Genomic DNA, 24,552 nt, shown 5'->3' on the forward strand with positions numbered 1-24,552 from the left:
TAAGGAATTTAGCATCAACTTATAAAATTCGAACTTTCGTTCTATCAATAAGGCAACAAAGTTGCCGGTCCGGCCTTTGACCTAGCTGTCCGTATGGCTTTAACTCCTAAGAGTGGTCAAAAGATTCCCGCAAAATAGATAACTCCTTTTGCAATATCTAAATTATAAATCATTAGTTTTTAAAAAGCAATCCTAATTTTATAAAATAAAATTTATTGTTTAATATACTAAATATTTTTGATAAAAATATAATTATAATAAATTTCTTTAAAAAGAATAATTAAATTAATAAAACTAGGATATTCAACATATTTATAAAAAAATCCAGGCTCTCACCTGAATCATTTTATAAACCTTTTGTATTATATTTTAAACAAAACAATATAAAATAAAATTGTTATAAGGACACTATAAAGTGTCCCAATCAGATAATATTCGGCAAAATCACTATCTTCTGCAATCTTATTATAACATGCAATCGACTTTGCTGTTAATACTAGTTCTTAGAATCAATTATATCCCCAATAATTACTGTATACATATTAATCACTTTCTTGATATTATTGTAACTTAATCAGTTTAATTTATCAATCAAATATAATTTATAATTAATTAAATACCGTTTATATTAAAAAGTCTAACCTAAGTCAGACTTTTATAATTATAATTCTTTAACATTTATTCTAGTAATTGCCTTTTTAAGTGCAATTTCAGCCCGCAATAAGTCAGTTTTTTCGGTTACTTCCTTAATTCTTTGTTCCGCCCGACGTTTAGCTTCTTTAGCACGGTTCAAATCAATTTCCTCTTTAGATTCAATTGAATTAGCAATTATTTTTGTTTCATCATCATTAACATATATAAATCCACCACCGATGGCAAATATATGACGTTGTTTATCAATGATATAACTCATCTCCGAGATTTCAATCCCGCTTGCTAAAGGCATATGATGAGCTAAGATTCCTACCTGTCCTGCTGTTGTGCGAAGATTTAACTGATTAACTTCCACTTCTTGGTAGATACCACTTGGTGTTACTATCTTAAGCTTAAATTTAGTCATTTGCTAATGTCTTCGCTTTTTCAATAGCTTCTTCAATTGTACCTACATTGTGGAATGCTTGCTCTGGTAAATCATCATGCTTACCTTCCAGGATTTCTTTAAATCCTTTGATTGTATCAGCAACACGGACATATTTACCATCCATACCAGTAAACTGACTAGCTACTGTAAATGGTTGTGATAAGTAGTTACGGACACGACGAGCCCGAGCTACTGTTAATTTATCTTCTTCACCTAACTCATCCATTCCTAAAATAGCAATAATATCTTGTAATTCTTGGAACCGTTGTAAGATTTGTTGAACCCCATGGGCTACCTCATAGTGTTCAGTCCCTACAACTAATGGATCAAGGGCTCTTGATGAAGAATTTAATGGATCTACGGCAGGATAAATTCCTAAAGCCGCAATTGAACGATCTAATACTACTTTAGCATCAAGATGAGCAAATGTTGTTGCTGGAGCAGGATCAGTTAAGTCATCAGCAGGTACATATACCGCTTGAACTGAAGTAATAGATCCTTTTTTAGTTGATGTAATCCGTTCTTGTAAAGCACCCATTTCGGTTGCTAAAGTTGGCTGATACCCAGCTTGTGATGGTACCCGTCCAAGTAAGGCAGATACTTCAGATCCAGCTTGAGTAAAACGGAAAATATTATCGATGAATAATAAGACATCCTGACCTTGTTCATCACGGAATTCTTCTGCCATAGTAAGACCCGTTAAAGCAACTCTTAAACGAGCTCCTGGGGGTTCATTCATCTGTCCAAATACTAGTGTTGTTTTAGATAAAACACCACTTTCCTTCATTTCATAATATAAATCATTACCTTCACGGCTACGTTCACCAACTCCAGCAAAAACTGATAAACCACCATGTTCTGTAGCAATGTTATTAATGAATTCTTGAATCAATACTGTTTTACCTACTCCGGCACCACCGAATAATCCAATCTTTCCACCTTTGATAAATGGGCAGATCAAATCAACTACTTTAATTCCCGTTTCAAGAATTTCAGTTTCTGTTCTTTGTTCGGCATATGTCGGTGCAGATCGGTGAATTGGCATTTTCTTAGTGCTATCACCTAATGCTTCTTTACCATCGATTGGTTGTCCTAAAACGTTGAACATTCTTCCTAGAGTTTCATTTCCGACAGGTACAGAAATTGGATTTCCCGTATTAAGAGCATCCATTCCTCGTTTTACCCCATCAGTTGGTCCCATTGCAACACAACGAACTACATCATCTCCGATATGTTGAGCGACTTCAACTACTAGAAGTTCATCACCATTTTGGATTTCAATCGCCGTATTTAATGCTGGTAAATTGTTATCACCATCAAATTGGATATCAATTACTGGCCCTTTGGCACTAATTATTTTACCAATATTTTGTGACATACGGCACCTCCTTATTGTGCATTAGCTCCTGCTACGATTTCACTAATTTCATTAGTAATCGCAGTTTGACGAGCTTGATTGTATTTTAATAATAATTGTTCTGTAAGTTCATCGGCATTATCATTAGCATTTTCCATTGATGTTCTTCGTGCGGCATTTTCACTTGTAGCTGATTCAATGATATAACCATAAATCACTGCTTGAAGATACATTGGAATCAAACTGTCTAATACTTCCTCTGGACTTGGTTCAAATAATGTTGATTTCTTTGAGATTTCAATATGATCAAAATCACTTGGATCAACAGGTAATAACGTAACAATTCTTGGTCTAAATGTTAAGTTATTAACAAACTCCGTATAAACAATCTTAATTTTACTAATTTCTTTTTCACGATACATTTTAGTTAATTCAGCAACTAACTTAGTTACATCTTTAAAATCAAAAGTTGTATTTAAATCATCAAACTTATGATCCGTTACCCCTTGATGATTTTTTAATAAATAACTAGTTGCCTTTGAACCAATACTATAAACATAATCACCTGGTTTGATTGCACCTTTAATTTCTTTAAAGATATTGGCATTATATCCACCACATAGTCCTAGACTTGAAGCAATAACAATAAATACTTCTTTTTCAATATCTTTATTTTCAACTAAATAGATACTATCATTATTACCCTTACAATTAGCTAAGATCTCCGCTACAGTTTGAGCAACATTAGTATAATAAGGTTTCGACTGTTCTAATTGATTTCTTGTTTTACGAAGTTTAGAAGTTGCGACTAATTCCATTGCTTTAGTAATTTTTTTAGTCGATTCAACTGATTTAATTCTCCGCTTAATTTCTTGCATTCCTCCAGGCATAGTTAACTACCCCTTTGTTTGAGTTTTTTCGAATTGTGTTACAAAAGCACTCATAACATCTTTCATGCGTTTTTCTAAATCAGCAGAAATTGCTTTTTGTTCATTGATTTCATCAATAATATCTCTTTGCGTCATATTGATATGTTCAACTAACTGATCCATAAAAGCAGACACCTGTTCCACTTCTAATGTCTTAGTAAATCCATATTTTAAAGCAAATAATGTAATTACTTGCGTTGATACAGTTCGTGGTGAATATTGTGCTTGTTTTAAAACCTCACGCACTTTTGCACCATGATCTAAAGTTGCTTTCGTAGCAGCATCTAAGTCTGAACCAAATTGAGCAAATGCTTGCATTTCAGCATACTGCGCTAATTCAAGTTTTAGTGAACCTGATACTTGCTTCATTGCTTTGATTTGTGCAGCTGAACCAACCCGACTTACCGAAAGTCCAGTATCAATTGCTGGTCTAAATCCAGCATTGAATAATTCTTGTTGTAAGAAAATTTGTCCATCTGTAATTGAAATTACGTTAGTTGGAATATATGCTGAGATATCACCTGCTTGTGTTTCAATAATTGGTAAGGCTGTGATTGAACCCCCACCATTCTCTTCATTTAAGCGGCATGCTCTTTCTAATAATCTCGAATGTAAATAGAAGACATCTCCAGGATAAGCTTCACGCCCTGGTGGTCTTTTTAATAATAATGATACCGTACGATAAGCAACGGCATGCTTAGATAGATCATCATAAACAATTAAAACATCTTTACCTTGATCTAACCATTCTTCAGCAATTGCACACCCTGCATACGGTGCAATATATTGCACTGGTGCAAGTTCACTAGCAGATGCTGACACAACTGTTGTATATTCCATTGCGCCACCTTTACGTAACTTTTCAACAATTTGGGCAACAGTTGAATTCTTTTGTCCAATTGCTACGTAAACACAATAAATATCTTGATCTTTTTGATTTAAAATAGTATCGATTGCAATCGCAGTCTTTCCTGTTTGACGATCTCCAATAATCAACTCACGTTGACCCCGACCGATTGGAATAATTGCATCAATCGAAGTAATTCCTGTTTGTAACGGTTGGTCAACTGACTTTCTTGTCATAACCCCGCTGGCAACTCTTTCAATTGGGCGAGTATGTGCTGTAATGATTTCTCCATTACCATCAATTGCTTGTCCTAAAGGATTTACAACTCGACCTAACATCTCATCCCCAACTGGTATTTCCATAATCTTTCCAGTACGTTTAACTTCGTCTCCTTCTTTAATCGTACTTTCAGATCCAAGTAGTACGGCTCCGACGCAATCTTCATCTAAGTTCATTACCATTCCATAAACATCATTAGGGAAGGCAAGTAATTCACCTAGCATGGCATTATCTAAACCATGAATTAAACTAACACCATCGCCAACAGTCATGACTGTTCCAACGTCTTTAAGTTCGATTACATCATCAAAGTGCTTAATTTGTTCTTTAATTAAAGCACTAATTTCATCTGGTCTAAGCCCCACTATTTTCACCTACTTTCTTAATAGTTCTTTTTTCAATAATGCAACTTTGTTTTTGATAGAGCCATCAAAAACACGATTATTTATTTCGACTTTAATTCCACCAATCAGTGATGGATCATTAACTACTCTTAAACGAATCGTTTTATTTTCCTTTTTACTTAAAGCATCTTCCACTTCTTTAACTTCTTGCACACTGATATCATAGTTAGTATATAAAATACCTTCTAAGATTCCAAAATGCTCATTCGTTAACGCTTTAAATGCTTCAATTATTTCCATAACGTAACGCATTCTTCTTTTTCTAACTAAAAGTTTTAGAAAATTAACGACATAATCATTAACCTGTCCTTTAAAACTCTTATCTAATAATGCACATTTAGCTTCATCTTCTATTAAAACATGACTAAAGAACGGAACAAAACTTGGATCACTTTCAAAAACAGTTCTAATTAAATCAATATCTTTAGAATATGCTTCAACTTGATTCATCTCTTTAGCTAAATCAAATAGTGATTCTGCATATCTTACTGCTACTGCATCCATTAGTTAACCACTTCTTCAACAAAGTCTTCAACCAAAGCTTTGTTAGTCTTTGTATCCATTTCTTTGTTCATAACTTTAGTCGCTACATCAATCGCAACCTCAACAATTTCTTGTTTCATCGCTGCTTTTGCCTGCGCTTTTTCAGCCTCAATCTCACGACGTGCTTGATCTAGTTTAGCTTTATATTCCTGATTAGCTTGTTCTTGAATCGTTGCCTTTGTTTTTAAAGCATCTTCTTTAGCTAAATTAACAATTTCACGATATTGAACTGCCGCTTGGCGTGCTTGTTCTTCACTTTCTTCCATCAGTGCTCTAGCTTTTTCATTCATATCTTTAGCTTCGTTTACAGTTCCTTCAATAAATTCTGCCCGTTTAGCAAAATAATTTTGAACGGGAACCCATAAATACTTTTTAAAGACAAGAAGTAAAACTCCTGTTGAAAGTAATTGAATAATAATTGTAGTTACATTAGGGAATAATTTCGATGCTATATCTGGCATACGTATTCCTCCTTAGCTAATATTAGTATACAAATAATAAAATTAATGAAATTAATAAACCATAGATAGCTGCAGTTTCAGTTAATGCAATCCCTAGAATCATTAACGTTCTAATTTTACCTTCCATTTCAGGATTTCTACCTAAAGCTTCTACCGCCTTACTCGCACAAATTCCTTCTCCGATACCTGTTCCTAAACCAGCACATACTGCAATACCTGCACCAATTGCAATTAAACCTACATCTGTCATAATTTAAATTTCCTCCAATATTTTCTATATATTTTTTTGTAATTTATATCTAACTAGGATACCTAGATTAGAGCTTACTCGTCGTCTTCGTTTTCCATCATAATTAAGATTGATGATAAAGTTACGAAAACTAATGTTTGGATACACCCTGCAAAAATATCAAAATAACAATGGAATACAGGGGCAATAATTGGACCTAAAAAGTTAAAGTTGATTACATGGAATGAAATCCATGCTGTAAATTGATAAATCAACGTCATTAAAATAGATCCACTCAAAATATTTCCAAATAAACGCATTGAAATTGAAATTAATGGTGATAAGACACTTAAAATATTAGTTGGGGGCCACACAGTATCCCACACATATTTAAAAAATCCCTTTTTCTTCAATGCATTATATTGAATCAATATAAAAGTAATAAATGTCATCGCAAAGGTAATAGAGTAGTTTGAGGTTGGTGATTCAAACCCAATCAAACTTGATAAGTTACTGACCAATATGTAACAAAATACCATTGCAAAATATGGATAATAGTTCTTGGCAAATTTCTTAGGCATGATTGATTTCATATAATCATCAATAGCTTTAACTCCCGTTTCAACAACCAATACAATTCCTTTTGGTTTGACAGTTGGATCCGCCAATGCTACTTTTTTTCCAGCATAGACAAAGAACACGCCTAAACAAACCATAATGACTAGTGAATAAATTAATTCTACTTGAATTGTCACTCATTTCACCTCCTTAAAATATTTAGCGTTTTATATATCCTAAAATATTGATCGTAATCTTGGTCACAAAATATCCAAAGAAAACACTGATCAAATTAAAGATATCATCAAATTTGATTGCTAGCATGAAACCTGCAATATACAATAACATCTTAGCTATAAACATCATTACAACAAATCGAATCGCCTGACCCATTTTTAAGATCACATCACTCATTACAATGATAATATAGAATGATAAAACGCTGACCGCATATCCTAAGATAAATCCTAGTGGAAAACTAATTTGTTTTAGGACAAATCCTACGATAGAAAAGATAACTAATCCGCCAATAAATACTTTTACGGATTGTTTTAAAACATCTTTTTCGTTCATTCTTTACCTGCTCCTAAAAGTATTTTAATAACGTAGCCAAAGGCTAAAAACAATAAAATTAGTAGAATCGTGGGATGGGTATTAAAATACTTATCTAAGCGCAGCCCAACAATCACAGCTAATAGAAATGCTCCAATTACCTGAAAACCCAATTGTAGGCAAAAGAATAAATCTTTTAACATTTTCTTCTTATCTTGATCCATAATCCCTCTTGTATTCTACTATAGTCTTTTGGTTATGTAAACTTCTTATAAAAATTTGTAATAATTATTTAACACTATGATAATTTATTTATAGAACAAGTATTTCAGTACTAAACACTATAATTAATTTCATAATTAGACGTTTTAACCACTTTTGAAGTATCTCAAATATTAATCAGTACCAAATAAACGATCACCGGCATCACCTAAACCAGGCACAATATAGCCTTTTTCATTAAGTTTCTCATCAAGCGTCGCTAAAATCAATTCAACATCAGGATGATCTTCTTCAATTACTTTAACACCTTCAGGGGCACCTACTAAACAGACTAAACGAATATCTTTAGCACCACGGGCTTTAATATTTGTAATCGCTGCACTAGCACTACCACCAGTTGCTAACATCGGATCAACAATGATTACGATAGAATCTTCTAAACCACTAGGAAATTTAGCATAATACTCTTCGGGAATTAAAGTTTCCTCGTTCCGAGCCATTCCTATATGACCAATCTTAGCAGTCGGTATAATTCTTCTAAAACCATCGACTAAACCAATCCCCGCTCTTAAGATTGGAACAAGAATAATTTGTTTTTTCAATTCTTTTCCAATCATTGGACAAATTGGTGTGACGATTTCCTTATCAACTAATGGTAATTCTTTAGTTACCTCATAAGCCATTAACATTGCAATTTCGTCTAGGTTATCTTTAAATACGATTGTTTTCGTATCTTTATCACGCATAATCGTTAATTTATGATCAATTAATGCATGATTGAGGATGGTCGTTGCCATATAAATTCACTCCTTAAATGTATTTTATATCATGATACATTTCTACTTTATCAGTTAATGCTCTAACTCTCTTTAAGCATTCTTCTTTGATTTCATCAGTTTCTTCATTTTTTAAGCGATAAGCAATAATCTTACCTACTTCTCTAAAATCTTCTTCTGTAAATCCTTTAGTAGTCATTGCAGGGGTCCCAACCCGAATACCACTTGCTTTAAATGGTTTTTCTGTATCAAATGGGATAGCATTTTTATTTGCAGTAATATTAATTTCATCTAATAAACGTTCTGCTTTTTTACCTGAAATACCGCAACTTGCTTTTACATCAATTAAAATCAGATGATTATCAGTTCCGTCAGCAACTAATCTGAATCCCTCTTCTTTTAATGCTGTTTCTAATGCTTTAGCATTTTTAATTACTTGAGCTGCATATTCTTTAAATTCTGGTTGCATTGCTTCATAAAAACAAGCGGCTTTAGCAGCAATAATATGCATCAATGGACCACCTTGCATTCCTGGGAACACCGCACGATCAATATCAGCTGCATATTTTTCTTTACACATAATTACCCCACCACGAGGTCCACGTAAAGTTTTGTGAGTCGTTGTTGTTACAATATCAGCATGAGGAAATGGTGATGGATGCAGTCCCGCTGCCACTAACCCTGCGATATGTGCCATATCAACCATAAACATCGCCCCAACTTCATGCGCGCATTTTGCCATGTATTCAAAATCAATCGTTCTAGAATATGCACTAGCACCAGCTACTACTAATTTTGGTTTGACCTCTTGGCATTTTTTCTTAAAATCTTCATAATCAATAGTTTCAGTTTCTTTAGTTACCCCGTAACTGTGGAATTCATAATTGATTCCTGAATAATTTAATGGATGTCCATGTGTTAAATGTCCACCATCAGCAAGAGACATTCCTAATACCTTATCACCATGATTTAATAACGCCATATATACCGCTGTGTTTGCTTGCGCTCCACTATGAGGCTGAACATTAGCATACTCAGCACCATAAATCTTACATAGTCTTTCTTTAGCTAGTGTTTCCACTTCATCAACAAATTTACATCCACCATAATATCTTTTTCCTGGATAACCTTCTGCATATTTATTAGTTAATACAGTTCCTGCCAATTCTAAGATTTCTGGTGAAACAAAGTTTTCAGAAGCAATTAACTCAATATTGTTTCTTTGACGATTTAATTCTCTCTCTACACTTTCAAATACTGCGATGTCTTTCATTTTACTCTTCCCCCTCGTAAGCCATCATTTTTGCAATCCGCTGGTCATGTCGACCACCTTCATATTTGCCTTCTAACCAGGCTGTTAAAATTTCTAAAGCTAAACCTTCACCAATAACTCGTTGCCCCATAGCAATCATGTTAGTATCATTATGTGCTCGAGTTGCTTTGGCGCTAAATACATCGTGGCATAACGCACAGCGAATTCCTTTCACTTTATTAGCAGTAATACTTACACCGATACCAGTTCCACATACGACAACCCCTCTATCGCACGATCCACTAGCAACCGCTTTAGCTGCTTTTCCTGCATAATCAGGATAATCACAACTATCTTCGCTGTATGTTCCGAAATCTTCTACTATGTAACCATTAGCTTCTAAATAATCTTTTAAAACATTTTTTAGTCTTAAGCCACCATGGTCACAAGCCATTGCAATTTTCATTCAATTACCTCCGCTATTTGTTCCTTAGAAATATCACCTAATCTTAATATTTCCACTTTACCCTTACTTAAGTCAACAATTGTACTTGCCTTCTTACTGATGCTTTCACCTTTAACAATTAAAGGAATCTTTCCATGAAATACTTTCATTACTGCTTTGTCGTCAACAAGACTATTTTCTCCAGAAAGATTGGCGCTAGTTACTAACATTGGTCCTGTTTTATCTAATAATGATAAAACAAATGGATCATCTGGTATCCTGATTCCAATAGTATCTAGTGAAGCCGTAAAATAATCATCAATATGTGGGCGTTTCTTTAAAATGATAGTGATCATTCCCGGCATAAAAGCCGCAATAAGTTTTTTTGCAGTTTCATCAACATAAGCATATTTTTCAATATCCTCTGCCTTACTAATCATCATAGAAATTGCTTTTCCTTTATCGCGGTGCTTTAATTCATATAGTGCATCCAATGCCTGATGTGAGCCAAACTTAACTCCTAACCCAAAAACAGTCTCAGTTGGAAAAGCCACAACTCGACTATCGCTAACTAACTTAGCGACTTCTTCAATGGCATTTTTTTCGACTGAAACTGTATTCATGGAATCACCTCATTTGCCCCATTATACAATAAATAATTGAAAATTTGTAGATATTTCGTAGATATTTTCACGACAAAAAAAGTTTTTTAAAAAAAACATCTTTACATTATCTTAACATTGCTAATTTCCTTCATTTTTATAGTTTGATAAGACAATTTCTTACAAAAAAACAATTAGATCTAATCTAACTGCCATTTACATTTTTTCATATCAACATTGCCATTATCTTTAAAACATACATCTTCTTCTAAAAGTAAATCACGTTGTTCGTACCATTCAGGTACAAGTCTTCCTGCGCTATTTACAACTCGATGACATGGATAATCTCCATACATAGAAGCATGACTTAAAATTTTTCCCACTAATCGCGCATTCTTGGGTCGTCCTGCCAACGATGCTATTTGTTTATAGCTGGCAACTTTCCCCCAAGGTATTTCAGACACGATTGCTAATACTTGAAAAATTAAATCCTCATCCATATAATCACCTCCTATATTTTTATTTTATCTAATTATCGAAAAAATGCAAAAAAATTTATTTTTTTGTATTTTATTATACTTTTTTGTATAATTATTTTATTAGCTTGGGAAAGGAGATTTATGAAACAGTTTAAAAAATCTTTATTAATAATCGGATTATGCTTTTTAATGATTGGCTGCACTAATGATGCCATGAGTAAAGTAACTAAAAAGCTTCAAGATGCTGGATATGATATTTCTTATTTAACCGATGATTTCACAGCTGTAAATATTACTAAGACAGAAAAGGATAAAGACCGCATTCAATTTTGTGCTTATTTAGAAAAGAAGGTTGTTACTTCTATTTCATATATTGTCTTACCTGCCGATAATAGTAATATCGATAAAACGATTATTGGTTTTATCTATGTCGACAAAAATGATGATAATATTATTAGTGAAAGTGCCCAAAAGGAAGCTAAAAAAATATTAAAAAAATTAGATTTATCTATAGATGATCTAGTAAACTATGCCCTTCAAGTCCATGAAGATAAAGGAAAATCTTTAAATTCATAGTCTGAAAGACACTTTTTAAGTGTCTTTTATTATTTTTAAAATATAAAACGATCTCACTTTCATGAGATCATTTTACACTATGGATGACATCTACTGCAAGGGCGATATCCTGTATTTATTGCAGTAGATTTTGAGATAGCTATTTTACTACGTGATAAATAGCCACAACCACTTGAATGATAGCAGTCTCCTGTCTTAGTAATATAAACAGTTGTAGAAATATTATCATCTGCCACAGGCGTTCGAATAGAGGATGTTTCTACCGGTTTTCCTTTTACGGTCACATTACATGTAACTGATTTATTTTTAATTGCTGCTGTTATTTTTACCGTTCCTGATTTTAATGCTTTAATATTTCCACTTTGATCAACTGTCGCAATCGTTTCATCACTAGATGTATAAACTACCGGTTGAGTACTATTTGTTTTTATATTTATAGTATTATTTTGATTTTCTTCTAGATTTAATGTAGTAGTTGAAAGCTCTAATTCTAATGCCTTAATACTTACTGGCATGATCAAGGTAGATGTATTTCCGTATTTATCACTTGCCTTAATACTAGCATTATAATTTCCAGCTGCTAAATAACTTACACCACTATCATCAATTTCAAGCTCATATTTTGATAGTTCTTTTATTTCTAAATAATCACGATAATCTATTTCATCATTTTCGATAATATCAATTTCTTTTGTTTGGATTAATTGCGGTGCTGTCGTATCTTTGATATTAAGCGTTAATTTCTTTTTACTATTACCATATTTATAAGTGATAGTATATTTACCTACTGCTGGATTATCTTCATCAAAACCATCACAGCTATATGAAATATCTTCTTCATCAAATTTATTCTTATCAACATAATCTAAATAATTAAAATTTTCTCCATATTCTAGATTAACAGTATTCTGTTTAAGTATTAATTTCGGTTGCTCTTTCCCCAATGCACCAATAATACCTAATAAAATAATAATTATGATCGTTACCTTGATCTTATGAGCTAAAATATAGTCTTTTATTTTCTTCATTTTATCTTTACTCTCCCATAAATTCACATAATCATTATACTATTACTTATGAAAATTCACGATATTTTTGTCGTAAAGATACGGTTTATTACGTAAAACAAGATAAAAAGATAGGATATTAATGAAACGAACCTATCTTTCTTATCTTAATTATTTTTATACTGTTTTATATAATTTTGATACCAGGCAAAACTATCTTTCTTATATCTTTGATAACTTCCTTTACCCTCATTATCACCATCAACATAAATTACACCATAACGTTTTTCCATTTCACAACTGCCTGCTGAGACTATATCAATGATTCCCCACATAATATAGCCAATGACATCAACACCATCTCTGATGGCTTCATCAATTTGTTGGAAATGCTGGTTTAGATAATCTATTCTATATTGATCATGAATAGAGCCATCTTCTTCAAACTTATCATGAGCCCCAAAACCATTTTCAGAAATAAATACGGGCTTGCGGGTGCGATCATACATTTTATTTAACATGATTCGTAATCCAATTGGATCAATTTGCCAACCCCAGTCACTTGCTTTCAAATAAGGATTTTTAGTTGAAACAACTAAGTTACCTGCTGTTTGCTCACTGCTCTCTTCAACCGTTGCGACGGCACTAGAATAATATGAAAAGCTTACAAAATCACAGGTATTATCTCTTAGCAGCTTACGTTCTTCCTCAGTTATTATGATATTAATCTTATTTTCTTGAAAAAAACGATTCATATAACTAGGATAATAGCCATTAGCCAAAACATCTACTGCGAACCATTGATGAATTTGTTCATCTCTCACTGCTTTAAGATTGTCTTCTGGGCGCGGTGTTAACGGATAGTAACAAAAACAAGCTACCATACAGCCAGATTGACTTTGAGAACTTATTTTATGCCCTAATTCAATAACCTTAGCACTAGCAACGAATTGATGATGCAATGATTGAAATACTAGACTTTGATCGTATGGTCGATCTTTCTCTTTTACTAAACCAACTCCATTATATGGACTAAAATAACCAGCATTTATTTCATTGAATGGTAAATAATAATCAATATATTCTCCCCAATGTTCAAATACAGTTTTAGCGAATCTTAAGTAAAAATCGACTAAGATATTGTTTGTCCAACCACCATAGGTTTCAACTAAATACAATGGTACAGCATAATGATTCATGGTTAGAAAAATCTTCATTCCTGCTTGATGAACCTTTTTAAAAATATGGTCATAAAAACGTATTCCTTCTTCATTTGGCATTTCTTCATCACCATGTGGATACAATCTTGCCCAGCTGATAGAAAAGCGATAAATATCAATTCCTAATTCTTTCAATAACTGAATATCTTCATCAATGTGATGATAGCCATCTGATCCTTGGCGGAATGGATAATTACCAACTTCTTTACATGATTTTGCTTCATCAATTATATCTTGGGTCAATAACCTTGTTGAAGTTGTAGCATTAGACGTTCTTTTTAAATAAGGTCGACAGTCCTGAGTATCTAAACCTTTACCACCCAAATTATAGCCACCTTCATATTGACTACTTGCAGTAGCTCCACCCCATAGTATTTTTCTTTTTTTATTCATTTGTCCTCCTCCTTCTAAAAATAAAGGTGATAAAAATCACCTTTATTTTTTACCTAACAAGTATGCTCCATATTCTGGACTGTATAAAGGGGCAACAAGCTGACATGATAGTGGCTGGAGATAATTATTCAATGGCTTTAATACATAATCTTCTCCATATTCAAAAACTCCACCAATATACGATACTTTAAAGGGAGAAGTAAAGTTTTTGGCCAATGTTTTAATTAGAACAGCAATTTCATAAGCTGCCTCTTTATATATTTGTAAAGCATATTTATCATTATCTTTAGCTGCTATACCGTTTAGTTTTGCTAATGAAGCAATTGATGTTCGATCATGATTAAGCTTATTAATAAAAGTGATAATATCGTAATCATTTTCTAGTTTACATTTTTCTTTAATTAAATAGTATAACTGTGTCTTTTCTAGTCGACCATCAACTTGTTGGCAATAGAGGGCTAACATGCGCTTGGCAATCCAATAAGCACTTCCTTCATCACCTAGCTGGTAGCCCCATCCTCCACATCTAGTAATATGGTTATTTTTAGATGATAATGCGATTGAACCTGTTCCAGCTACAACTACAATCCCATCACCACCACCTAAAGCTCCAGTAATAGCAATCCTAACATCACTGTATAAGGAGAATTCTCGATTTCCAAATGCTTCCTTACAAATAGTCGCAATTTTATTTCTAACTTCTTTTTGTTCTCCATATCCAGCCAGCCCTGCAATCACTTTTGCTTGAAAATTTGCATCTAATTCCATCACACCATCTTTTAAAATTTGAATACATATTTCTCTTGGTTGTGTTAAAACATGTACTGATGGCTTTATTATTTCTTTTAATTTTCTTCCTGCATCATCAAAGAGTGCCATCTTTGTTTTAGTTCCACCACCATCAATACCGATATACAACATAAATAACTCCCTATTTTCTATGCACTTACTGCTTCTTTAGATTTTTCCTCTGCTAATAATTCATTATCGTACATTTTAAAGAACGGATAATAAATAATCACTGATATAATAATTAAGATAATATTTAATACCGCAGCTCGCCAGTCACCACCGCAAGCCAAGTATGCACCAATTGGTCCTGGTAATGTCCATGGAGCTATTGTAACAGCACAATTGACTAAATGCATAGAAGTTGCAATCCAGGCAATAGTTGCACAAATTAGCGGAATAATAATAAATGGAATTAGTAGCATTGGGTTTAAAACGATTGGAGCCCCAAAAATCATCGGCTCATTGATATTAAATATTGACGGTAAAATCGTTGTTCTTCCTAATGTTTTACCATATTTAGATTTTGCTTTTACACAGAATAGTATTGCTAATCCCAATGTTGCTCCTGAACCACCGATATGAACAAACCATTGTAAGAATGGTTCTACACCAATATGAGTAGCCGCTTTACCAGCTGCAATTGCAGCTGTATTTTGATCTAATAAAATTAACCAGATTGGTCTTGCTAGCGAAGAAACAATCGAATCTCCATGAATACCAAATGACCAGAAAAACATAATTAAAAATATGATTAGTAATGTTGATGGTAAGGTATCTGTTGCATTTATCAATGGCTTGATTAAGTTACCAACGATAGTATGCACATTGATACCTAACCACATTGTAATTGTAGAAACTCCTAAAATAATAATAACCGTAGGAGTTAACGATTCAAAAGATCTTGCTACTGCAGGGGGTACTGCCGCCGGCATTGAGATTTTCAAACCTTTAACTTGTGTAAAACGATAAATTTCTACCCCGATAAAAGCCGAGATAATTCCAATAAACATTCCCGCCGAACCAAGATTTTCTGCTGGAATAACATAGCCTGAAGGCAAACCTAGTAAAAAAGCATTTAATTCGGCATTTTTACTAGCTAATGCACTAATTGACTCTGTAATATCTGGCATCGAAACTGGTACAATTGTCAATAAAAAAGTTAATTCAGCTAAAATCGCACCACTCAAGCCATCCAAATTATATGATTTAGCAAGTGAATAACCTATTCCAAACACTGCATATAGCGTCATAATATACATTGACATTCTATATGGCAATAAAATTGCTACTGCGTTATTTTTAATAAATTGGGTAATGCCCCAATCTGCGGGCATTTGATTATATGAAAATGCTACAACCATTAATAATGAACTAACAATAATTAATGGCAAGGTTGCTATAATTCCATCACGGATAGCCCGTAAATGTCTTTGATTAGAAAGTTTTTCAAGTGGTCCTGCTAGTTTTCCTTCTATCAAATTAGATATTTTTGTAAACATCTTATTTTCCTCCTATTTAATCATGAATATAACCATAAAAGCAATCAAACTAAATATAGTTCCAACAATCCAAAAGTTTTTGCATACTCCTTTTTTTCGCTCAATAAAAAATTGTGAATAAGCTACGCTAAAGCCACAAACAATACCAGAAATTAAAGCATTAGGAATACGAAAATCTATTTTTAAATAATTTAATATGTTTATACAAATCAATAATGACAACATAGTCGTCATTAGAATGAATAAAGCACTTTTAAATCCAAACATTGGGATATCATAATCTGTTTTGCCAAATATATTTTTATATTCTTTTTTGGTATTGTTTTTGACTACATACTTATTCATATACTTATTCTCCTTTAGTTATCGTTCTTATAGTTTGACTAATATTTTCATCACTATCTTTCAATGCTTTTAGGCATTCTTCTTTACTCATATTAGTTAGACCCTTTAAAATTGCTATTTTTACATTGTTATCTGCTTCAATTAATAATTCTTTTGCAGTTCCCTCATCAACACTAATAGCTTGCTGAACAATATTTATAGCTCGAATTCTTAGTTTTTCATTTGTTGGCTGTACATCAACCATCAAATTTTTATAAACTTTTCCTTTTTTTATCATTACAGATGTTGATAACATATTAAGGATTAGTTTTTGTGCTGTACCAGCCTTCATTCTCGTCGACCCTGTAATAACTTCAGGGCCAACAACTGCTTCGATTGGGAAATGGGCATGTTGAGATATTGCTCCGTTTTTAACACAACATATTGATATTGTTGAACATCCTAGTTTGCGCGCATACGCTAGAGCGCCAACAACATATGGTGTTCTTCCCGAAGCAGCTATTCCACAAACAACATCCAATGGACTAAGTTCTATTTTTTTTAAATCATCAACTGCTATTTCTTTAGAATCTTCAGCACCTTCAATTGCGGTTGTAAATGCTTCCTTACCACCAGCGATTAGACCTTGGACAAGAGTAGGATCAACTCCATATGTTGGCGGGCATTCCGATGCATCTAGCACCCCTAAACGTCCTGATGTTCCGGCACCCATATAAATCAATCTACCACCCATACACATTTTTTCATAGATACAGTCAACAGCTTTTGCAATTTGTGGTATGACGTCCTTTACCGCAATTGCTACTTTTTGATCTTCTTGATTAATAACCGTTAAAATTTCCTCTGTTGTCATTTCATCAATGTGCAAAGAATTGCTGTTAATTTGTTCTGTATCTAATTGACTTAATTTCATCCATTCCACTCCTTCCATATTTATTATATATCTATTGAAATATTGTTTCAATATAAATGTTAAATTATTTAAAATATTATTTCATTATAAACAAAAAAAAGAAAAGCCTATATTTTAGAAACAATTCTTTTTGTTTCAATAAGCTTATCTTTATTTCCTGTTAGATCATTTTTAAATACACCATAATATAATAAATCTGTCATTACTAGTGATGAGATTCTTGATGAAATAGCTCCCATTCTTATTTCCTTTTCTTCATTAGGAACTTGTAAAATAATATCACTTAATTTCGAAAGTGGATTGGGCTTAAATTGAGTAATTGATATAATTGGTACATTTTTGTTTTTTATCATTTTAGCAATTTCAACAAGTCCCTTTGTAGTACCCGAATAACTAATAAATAATGCTGCATCCTCTTTATTCATACTTTCACTAAATGTTAGTTGAACATGTAAGTCTTTATTATAGATTACCTTTTTTCCAATTCTTGTTAACTTTTGTTCCACATCTTGTGCGACAATCGCCGAGCCACCGACACCAAATAAATATATTGTATTAGCAGCAATCAATTTTTTGATTGCATTGTCTAATTGATTAGTATCGATCAACTGGTATGTCTTTAAAACAGTATTCATATTTAAACGACAACATTTATCAGCTAAAGTTACGATATCGTCATTTTCATCAATAATAAAATCTATTTTTTCTTCAGGAGCACGTTTAGACTGCGCTAAACTCATTTTCAATTCACTAAAACCGTTATAACCTAATTTTTTTGAAAATCTAATAATTGCAGCAGCAGAGGTACCCGTTTTCTCCCCCAGAGATTGCGCTGAACACTTTAAAACATCAGCAGCATTTTCCAAAATATACTTAGCAATAACCTTTTCAGTTGATGTATAGCTGCTTTGTGCCTCTTTTATTTTAGCATAACTATTCATAATAATCTTAGCCCCTTTCTAATTAATTATATCAATCCACTAGTAAAATTACTAGATTTTTCAAAGTATTCATAACTTAGTTTTAATTTATTCTATTTTACTATATTCAAATAAAAACCATCTATTTAACAAAATAGATGGCTAATTGTAATATTTTGATTAAATAACTTAGACACATAAAGGTTATTTAATTAATTGTAAGATTTCTGTCTTAGTGGAGAATTGGTTTAAAAATTCATCATACCAATTTTTTATATTCTTCATTTCAGCATATTGTTCAAGTGTCGGCTCGCCTTTTAAGAATGTATTATCAGAATACTGATAAATAAATTGTGTTGCCCCATTTATTGAGTAACCACAAGTTCCTTGTTCTGGAAGATACATATATCCAGTTTTTGCTTCAAGATCGAAAGCAGCATCAATTACCATACATTTTTTATTAGAAATGACAATCTTATAGGCTTCGGTTGAACTTATTATCTGTCTTCCCTTATTATCCTTTTCATAATTATAGCCATTTTCTTTAATTTTCGTGAGGACTGTATCAGCATCTTTTTGTATATTTTTTATCAAATCAGTTCGAGTATTTTGGTTAAATTGAATTATTGTCCATTTAGCTAATAACTCAGAAGTTAATCCCAATTTTTCAAATTTTTTTTGATATGCTTCATAAGCTTCTTTTCTTCCCTTATCATTATAAGTTTTAATATCTTCTTCATCTACAACAAATTCTCCATTTACTGGTCGTAGATATATCCATTGACTCCCTATATCTTTATCTGGATTTATTTTAATACGATCAATATTAGCAAGCGTTAATGTATTAGTTACATAGTAGAACTTTGGATCATCTCCAACATTAAATGCCACACTAAACTCCATTCCAGCAAAACTAAATTTCCAAAACAAACCTGAATTGTCAAAGCCTTCATCATTTAAATCATTATCTTCGGCAATCTTAGCAACATCATCAGTAGTTTCTGCTTTAGCTGCTTTCTTTTCACCACAAGCTGTTAAACCCAAGCAGATCATTGATACCATTAAAATTTTTATAAGTTTTTTCATATTTTTTCCCTTTCCCTGCTTAACTTATGAATTTATTTTAATCTTATTACTATCACTTCCAATCGATAAAATTTTACTGCTACTAATCACATAATAATTATGGCATGCTTTATTTAGTAAAACAAACAATGTTATAATATTTGTTCAATCAATTTGGGAAATATAATTATTTAAAGCAAAAAAAGAGACTTACTATTTATTTCAGTTCTTATCCGGCTTAGGGTAAGAACCTTTATTTCTAGTTAAGTCTCTTATATAAGAATTAATTTGTTGGATATGTTATTGCTAATCTAGTTAAAATACCCTTTTGATTTTCTGTAACAAACTCATATTTGTATCCTTGGTCATCTGTATAATGCCAATGTCCATCTGTATTTTGTTGCGGGCTACCAATCCATTTTAACAAATTACTACTTGTTGTTTTCCCATTCATTGGTATTTCTTGGTCATCCTTAGTAATAAATACTGTTGTCTTTATACCGTAATGATTCTCTTCTTCCGTAATTGTATCATAATCTAAAGTAATTTGCGTTACTTTACAGTCCGCAACTGATTGCTTTTTATCTGTATCATTTTTATAACGAATTCCAAACCATTGCCAATCAGAATCATCTAAATAAACTTTTAAGTAAGCTACCATAGATGAAATACCACCAGCATCTACCTTAGGCGCCTCATCAACTGATTTACCAGTATCACCCAATTCTACTTTAGTTCCAATTTTTTCTAAATATTTAACATACTCGCCGACTGTTTCAGGCAAACATATCTTTTCATCATTAATAGTAAAGTACTTAATTAATCCATTTGATTCCGTAAAAGGTCTCTCTTGTTTTGTGTTATCAGAAGTATTATTATCATTTGGTTTGTCTGAATCAGAATCCTTAGAACTACACGCTGTTACAGCAAACATCATTGTTAGTGCTAAACCAACCGTTAATAATTTTTTTAGCATAGACTTTCTCCTTTTTTATTTATACATATACAGATTTTATTATAAATACTTTTTTCGATTTAATCTACTATTTTTTAAATTTAAATCTTATATTTTCTTAACTATTGCTATTTTCTGCTTTTACATAAAACTTATTAATTAGATTTGATATAAACTTAGGCCAGAATTTTTGAAACATTACTAGATCTTCCTTTGTTCTAATTCGATCATTAATGATTTCTGTAGTCGTAGATTCTTCATGAACACGATGTCCCATTAACGGATTATTCACAAAAGTAAATTTACCATCTTTTAATGACAGCTTTTCCCATGCAAACCAATCAACATCACAAACAAAGTCACATTTAAAAATATCTTTGGATTTAATATTATCAATAACAAAAGTTACCGCTGGACAGCATATTGAATTACCGAAACGCAATGATAATCGTTTACCGAACTTTGTGGATGATATCTTTTTACTTCTCATCGGCAATAAAAGAATTCGTTTTATTTTCAAATTAATATTGCTATATACGTTCCCTTTATCCCTAATTTCATAGTAATCACTAAATACAATTAACGAATTAGGATTTTTAAGGTATGCTTTTACTATGCAATCAGAATATTCGTAATCATAAATATCATCCTGATGAGCAACAGTAGTCAGTTCTGTTTCGCCACATGAAACAGCAAAATCAAAATCATAGCCTATTCCTTTTCCAGGATTGGGATTAACTTTAATAGCTAATGAATATTTATCTGCAATATTTTCAATATATTGATTAGGGGTAGAAGTTGCTATAACAACTTTACTAGGATATTTTTGATTCAAAACAGATTTAATACATTCTTCTAAATATGATGATTCTTTATAAGCTAAAACCACAAAAGTGTGCATAAATTACCTCCTAAAGGGTATTGATAAAATCTGTTATTTCATCAATAATTCCCTGCTTATCTGCTACATATTCTTTCGGTTCGAAATTATAAGCATTATTAACAGTTTCGTCAAGCTTACTTAAATCAGTACATGGTATAATATACCCCTGCTTATCAAACCTCTCCATAATTTGTACTTGATGATCATTATTTTGTTCCTTATATTGTCCAAGACGAGGTACAACAATAACTCTTTTTTTTAGCTTAAGTGCAGATACTATCGCCCCTACTCCAGCATGGGTAATAATTAAATCCGCAATTTCAATTTGATGATTTAATTCATCTTCAGTATAGTACTCTTGACCATTAATTCCTGAATAATCACCTTTTGTATATCCCAGCTGGACATACACTTCATTCTCATTAACAAAGTTAGAGTTAAGAATTGCATTTAAGAGACGATCAAATCTTTTATCTTGAGTTCCAAACATGACAAATATTCTCATTATTTTAGACCTCCTCGATATTTAGCTTTTGGATATAATTCCAACATTTCTTCCCATTGAACCAAAAATAAATCTGCAATTGGATAAACAAGCTTTCCAGATAAAGTTTTAGTAGTGATATTCGCAAACGTTTCGATAAAAATTACTTTTTTGCCAAATAATTTCGCAATGTAACAGATTGGTACAGTCGTATGCGCCCCTGTTGCAATAATAACATCTGGTTTAACTTTTAAATAAGCCTTAAAACTTTTAAAAATATTTATGGGGAAATTACACAAAAACTTAAATAAATGCTCCTTAGTTCCTGCTGGCATATACCAAGAACGAGATTTATTAGTTTTTTTGTACTCCTTCATCATCTCATGATCTTCCGTAATCAAAAATGAGTTGTACCGCTCCATCAGTTCACTTAATTCACACAACTCACTAAAATGCCCACCAGCAGAGGATGTAAAAATTACTCTAGTTTTTAAATCGTGAATATTGAAATTATTAAATTCTTTTAACCACTGCTTTTTTACATTTTGATAAGAAAAACGTTTAGCTTTTCTTATAGCATTATTTTGCAATGTTTTAGTTGTTTTGTTTAAAAGTTCAACTATTTTATTTGCCATCTCATCAAGATTACGATCTCTAATAATAAAACCATCTTTCCCATCTTCAATAATATCTAAAGAACCTTTCGCACTATCGAAAGACACACATGGAATACCATAACTCATTGCCTCCAATAAGACTAGACCAAAACTTTCATAATGTGATGTTGTAACAAACACACTTGTATTATTCATAATCTCATTTTTAGCTTCACCTACTGTATTTCCATGAAAAATTACTGAATTACTAATAGCTAATTGATCAGCCAATATACTTAATGAAGCTCTTTCTTCACCATCCCCCAAAATATTCAATTTAGCATCAGGATTTTGCTCCAATACCTTTTTAAATACCCTCAACATATCATCATAGGCTTTTTCTTTGGATAGTCGTCCCATTACTGTAATCTGATTTGTATTTAAAGAAACACGATTTCTTGGGATCTCATCGATACACAATGGTAAATAAATACACTGAGGTCCTGTTAAGTATTCTTTATAAAATTCATAGATTGATTTTGAGGCTGGAATAAATAAGTCAAACTTTTTAACAGCACGATATACTTTTTTAGGATATTTTGGATCACGATCTGGATGACAATGCTCCCATGCAATTAATAATTTGTTTTTCTGATGTTTTGAAAATGCTTTATCAAAAGCGAGGGTACTTGAAATAATTATATCAGCATCATTTACTTTCGCACATTGCCTAATTAAGCTCCGTTTCTTTAAAATTATTCTGAAAGCTTTGTACCCTTCCTTGATTATTTTAATAAATCGCTTATTTTTTAGAGCATACTTAAATTCTTCTTTATTTGGTTTTAAGTCTGTTGATAAATAGCTAACATTAACACGTTCATCAATATAAAAAGATGGCTCACACAATTTATATACATTTATAATTTCAACATCATAATTATCCACTAACATATTAGCAAGTGAGCAAATTGCCTTTTCAATTCCTCCAACCTGTAAATGTAATGATAATATAGATATTTTTTGTTTTGGACCATTATGTTGACTAATAATATCTTTTTTTGTCCTTAGCCGAGCAAAGCTACAAGCCCAATTAGCGGTTCTTTGCAACCTCTTTAGCTTATGAGCAGAATGTTTAAAACATGTTTTATGGTAATACATTTGAGAATCTTTTAAAACTCTTAGCTTACGATAATGATTAATATTTTTATCAATTGTTATTGAATGATTATGAATCACCTTAACATTATTTAAAACACAAGCATGCAATCCAGCATTCTTAGCTTTTGCACATAAAATATCTTCTTCATAGAAAAGAAACGTTCCTTCGTCTAAGAAACCTATTCTATCTATTAAGGCTTTTTTTATTCCAAAAAAACATCCCGAAATACAATCTACAGGAGTTGTTGCTCCTTTATAATATGAATTTCGATATTTAATCTTATTTTTGAACAACCTATTTACAATAGGATAATTATCATGAATATCATACGCAATCGTTCTTTGTTTCCAACCACGATTTATTGTCCCTTGTTCTTCAATAGTTGGACCGAATAAATGATAGTTAGTATCTGCATTCATATGTGCAATAAAATCCATTAGGTTTCGTTTATCAATAATAATATCAGGATTAGAAATAATATAATTATCGCACTCTTGTTCATAAAGATACTTTAATCCTGCATTATTACCAGCAGCATATCCTTCATTGGTATCTAACGCAATTAATTCAATATTTTTCAATTTCTTTAGTTGTTTTACTGAATCATCAGTTGAGCAATTATCAACCACACAAATAATATCTACAGCATTAAAAGTACTGATTTTTTCCACAAAATCAATTGTCTCAATTGCATCGTTATAGTTTAAGACAACAATACCTGTTTTCATC

The 24,552-nt window shown here is 32.0% G+C and carries 28 protein-coding genes; 1 reads left to right on the forward strand and 27 read right to left on the reverse strand.

Features of this window, described 5'->3' with window-relative positions; genetic code table 11:
• Window positions 1–661: 661 nt before the first annotated feature.
• The 15 genes from atpC to KTF99_RS11280 form a co-directional block, all read right to left on the reverse strand.
• Window positions 662–1,060: an ATP synthase F1 subunit epsilon gene (gene atpC, locus KTF99_RS11210; RefSeq protein WP_003535290.1), complete on the reverse strand. Its 399-nt coding sequence runs from the start codon at window positions 1,058–1,060 to the stop codon at window positions 662–664.
• Window positions 1,053–2,459, reverse strand: coding sequence for a F0F1 ATP synthase subunit beta (gene atpD, locus KTF99_RS11215; RefSeq protein WP_003535291.1), 1,407 nt, complete (start codon window positions 2,457–2,459; stop codon window positions 1,053–1,055). The genes atpC and atpD overlap by 8 nt, the downstream gene beginning before the upstream one ends.
• An 11-nt stretch (window positions 2,460–2,470) precedes the next feature.
• Complete coding sequence (gene atpG, locus KTF99_RS11220) at window positions 2,471–3,328, reverse strand: ATP synthase F1 subunit gamma (protein WP_003535292.1); 858 nt, start codon at window positions 3,326–3,328, stop codon at window positions 2,471–2,473.
• Between the two features lie 6 nt (window positions 3,329–3,334).
• Window positions 3,335–4,858 carry a F0F1 ATP synthase subunit alpha gene (atpA, locus tag KTF99_RS11225; RefSeq protein WP_008792468.1) on the reverse strand — a complete coding sequence of 508 codons (1,524 nt, stop codon included), beginning with the start codon at window positions 4,856–4,858 and terminating at the stop codon, window positions 3,335–3,337.
• Between the two features lie 9 nt (window positions 4,859–4,867).
• Entirely contained in the window at window positions 4,868–5,401 is a 534-nt protein-coding gene (locus KTF99_RS11230; RefSeq protein WP_022007375.1) for a F0F1 ATP synthase subunit delta, read from the reverse strand.
• Window positions 5,401–5,901 (reverse strand): F0F1 ATP synthase subunit B, encoded by a 501-nt coding sequence (atpF, locus tag KTF99_RS11235; RefSeq protein WP_008792469.1) that lies wholly within the window; start codon window positions 5,899–5,901, stop codon window positions 5,401–5,403. The genes KTF99_RS11230 and atpF overlap by 1 nt, the downstream gene beginning before the upstream one ends.
• 22 nt (window positions 5,902–5,923) lie before the next feature.
• Window positions 5,924–6,151 (reverse strand): ATP synthase F0 subunit C, encoded by a 228-nt coding sequence (gene atpE / locus KTF99_RS11240; protein WP_003535296.1) that lies wholly within the window; start codon window positions 6,149–6,151, stop codon window positions 5,924–5,926.
• 74 nt (window positions 6,152–6,225) lie between these two features.
• Window positions 6,226–6,885 carry a F0F1 ATP synthase subunit A gene (locus KTF99_RS11245; RefSeq protein WP_008792470.1) on the reverse strand — a complete coding sequence of 220 codons (660 nt, stop codon included), beginning with the start codon at window positions 6,883–6,885 and terminating at the stop codon, window positions 6,226–6,228.
• 22 nt (window positions 6,886–6,907) lie between these two features.
• Window positions 6,908–7,261: an ATP synthase subunit I gene (locus KTF99_RS11250; RefSeq protein WP_003535298.1), complete on the reverse strand. Its 354-nt coding sequence runs from the start codon at window positions 7,259–7,261 to the stop codon at window positions 6,908–6,910.
• Window positions 7,258–7,464 carry an AtpZ/AtpI family protein gene (locus tag KTF99_RS11255; RefSeq protein WP_003535299.1) on the reverse strand — a complete coding sequence of 69 codons (207 nt, stop codon included), beginning with the start codon at window positions 7,462–7,464 and terminating at the stop codon, window positions 7,258–7,260. The genes KTF99_RS11250 and KTF99_RS11255 overlap by 4 nt, the downstream gene beginning before the upstream one ends.
• Before the next feature lie 171 nt (window positions 7,465–7,635).
• A complete protein-coding gene (upp, locus tag KTF99_RS11260) occupies window positions 7,636–8,259 on the reverse strand; it encodes a uracil phosphoribosyltransferase (protein ID WP_003535302.1) in 624 nt (207 codons plus the stop codon).
• A 13-nt stretch (window positions 8,260–8,272) separates the two neighbouring features.
• Complete coding sequence (gene glyA / locus KTF99_RS11265; protein WP_003535304.1) at window positions 8,273–9,511, reverse strand: serine hydroxymethyltransferase; 1,239 nt, start codon at window positions 9,509–9,511, stop codon at window positions 8,273–8,275.
• A 1-nt stretch (window position 9,512) separates the two neighbouring features.
• The gene (gene rpiB / locus KTF99_RS11270) at window positions 9,513–9,956 is read right to left on the reverse strand and encodes a ribose 5-phosphate isomerase B (RefSeq protein WP_003535306.1); all 444 of its coding nucleotides are present in this window, start codon (window positions 9,954–9,956) and stop codon (window positions 9,513–9,515) included.
• Entirely contained in the window at window positions 9,953–10,558 is a 606-nt protein-coding gene (locus tag KTF99_RS11275; protein WP_008792473.1) for an L-threonylcarbamoyladenylate synthase, read from the reverse strand. The genes rpiB and KTF99_RS11275 overlap by 4 nt, the downstream gene beginning before the upstream one ends.
• Before the next feature lie 179 nt (window positions 10,559–10,737).
• A complete protein-coding gene (locus KTF99_RS11280) occupies window positions 10,738–11,037 on the reverse strand; it encodes an MGMT family protein (RefSeq protein WP_003535310.1) in 300 nt (99 codons plus the stop codon).
• Between the two features lie 120 nt (window positions 11,038–11,157).
• Between KTF99_RS11280 and KTF99_RS11285 the strand changes: the two genes are divergently transcribed.
• Window positions 11,158–11,592: a hypothetical protein gene (locus tag KTF99_RS11285; RefSeq protein ID WP_022007376.1), complete on the forward strand. Its 435-nt coding sequence runs from the start codon at window positions 11,158–11,160 to the stop codon at window positions 11,590–11,592.
• 77 nt (window positions 11,593–11,669) lie between these two features.
• Here the strand turns inward: KTF99_RS11285 and KTF99_RS11290 are convergent, their stop codons facing one another.
• The 12 genes from KTF99_RS11290 to pssD all read right to left on the reverse strand — a co-directional run bounded on the left by KTF99_RS11290 (window position 11,670) and on the right by pssD (window position 24,551).
• Window positions 11,670–12,620 (reverse strand): Ig-like domain-containing protein, encoded by a 951-nt coding sequence (locus KTF99_RS11290; protein ID WP_009008472.1) that lies wholly within the window; start codon window positions 12,618–12,620, stop codon window positions 11,670–11,672.
• Window positions 12,621–12,766: 146 nt separating this feature from the next.
• On the reverse strand, window positions 12,767–14,212 hold the full coding sequence (locus tag KTF99_RS11295; RefSeq protein WP_009008471.1) for a glycoside hydrolase family 1 protein: 1,446 nt from the start codon (window positions 14,210–14,212) through the stop codon (window positions 12,767–12,769).
• Between the two features lie 42 nt (window positions 14,213–14,254).
• Window positions 14,255–15,133, reverse strand: coding sequence for an N-acetylglucosamine kinase (locus tag KTF99_RS11300; protein ID WP_008792477.1), 879 nt, complete (start codon window positions 15,131–15,133; stop codon window positions 14,255–14,257).
• A 17-nt stretch (window positions 15,134–15,150) separates the two neighbouring features.
• Window positions 15,151–16,503, reverse strand: coding sequence for a PTS sugar transporter subunit IIC (locus KTF99_RS11305; protein ID WP_029482026.1), 1,353 nt, complete (start codon window positions 16,501–16,503; stop codon window positions 15,151–15,153).
• A 12-nt stretch (window positions 16,504–16,515) separates the two neighbouring features.
• Entirely contained in the window at window positions 16,516–16,848 is a 333-nt protein-coding gene (locus KTF99_RS11310; protein ID WP_003535322.1) for a hypothetical protein, read from the reverse strand.
• 4 nt (window positions 16,849–16,852) lie between these two features.
• The gene (gene murQ / locus KTF99_RS11315; RefSeq protein WP_008792478.1) at window positions 16,853–17,761 is read right to left on the reverse strand and encodes an N-acetylmuramic acid 6-phosphate etherase; all 909 of its coding nucleotides are present in this window, start codon (window positions 17,759–17,761) and stop codon (window positions 16,853–16,855) included.
• A 107-nt stretch (window positions 17,762–17,868) separates the two neighbouring features.
• Entirely contained in the window at window positions 17,869–18,702 is an 834-nt protein-coding gene (locus tag KTF99_RS11320) for a MurR/RpiR family transcriptional regulator (RefSeq protein WP_003535326.1), read from the reverse strand.
• A 183-nt stretch (window positions 18,703–18,885) separates the two neighbouring features.
• On the reverse strand, window positions 18,886–19,767 hold the full coding sequence (locus tag KTF99_RS11325; protein WP_003535328.1) for an LptM family lipoprotein: 882 nt from the start codon (window positions 19,765–19,767) through the stop codon (window positions 18,886–18,888).
• Window positions 19,768–20,029: 262 nt separating this feature from the next.
• Complete coding sequence (locus KTF99_RS11330) at window positions 20,030–20,722, reverse strand: hypothetical protein (RefSeq protein ID WP_008792479.1); 693 nt, start codon at window positions 20,720–20,722, stop codon at window positions 20,030–20,032.
• 97 nt (window positions 20,723–20,819) lie between these two features.
• Entirely contained in the window at window positions 20,820–21,602 is a 783-nt protein-coding gene (locus KTF99_RS11335) for a glycosyltransferase (RefSeq protein ID WP_003535332.1), read from the reverse strand.
• A gap of 10 nt (window positions 21,603–21,612) precedes the next feature.
• Entirely contained in the window at window positions 21,613–22,089 is a 477-nt protein-coding gene (gene pssE, locus KTF99_RS11340; protein WP_009300456.1) for a PssE/Cps14G family polysaccharide biosynthesis glycosyltransferase, read from the reverse strand.
• On the reverse strand, window positions 22,089–24,551 hold the full coding sequence (pssD, locus tag KTF99_RS11345; protein ID WP_003535336.1) for a PssD/Cps14F family polysaccharide biosynthesis glycosyltransferase: 2,463 nt from the start codon (window positions 24,549–24,551) through the stop codon (window positions 22,089–22,091). The genes pssE and pssD overlap by 1 nt, the downstream gene beginning before the upstream one ends.
• Window position 24,552: the final 1 nt, after the last annotated feature.

It is taken from the genome of Erysipelatoclostridium sp. MSK.7.34 (genome assembly GCF_019041935.1).
Classification (GTDB): Bacteria; Bacillota_I; Bacilli_A; order Erysipelotrichales; family Coprobacillaceae; genus Thomasclavelia; species Thomasclavelia ramosa.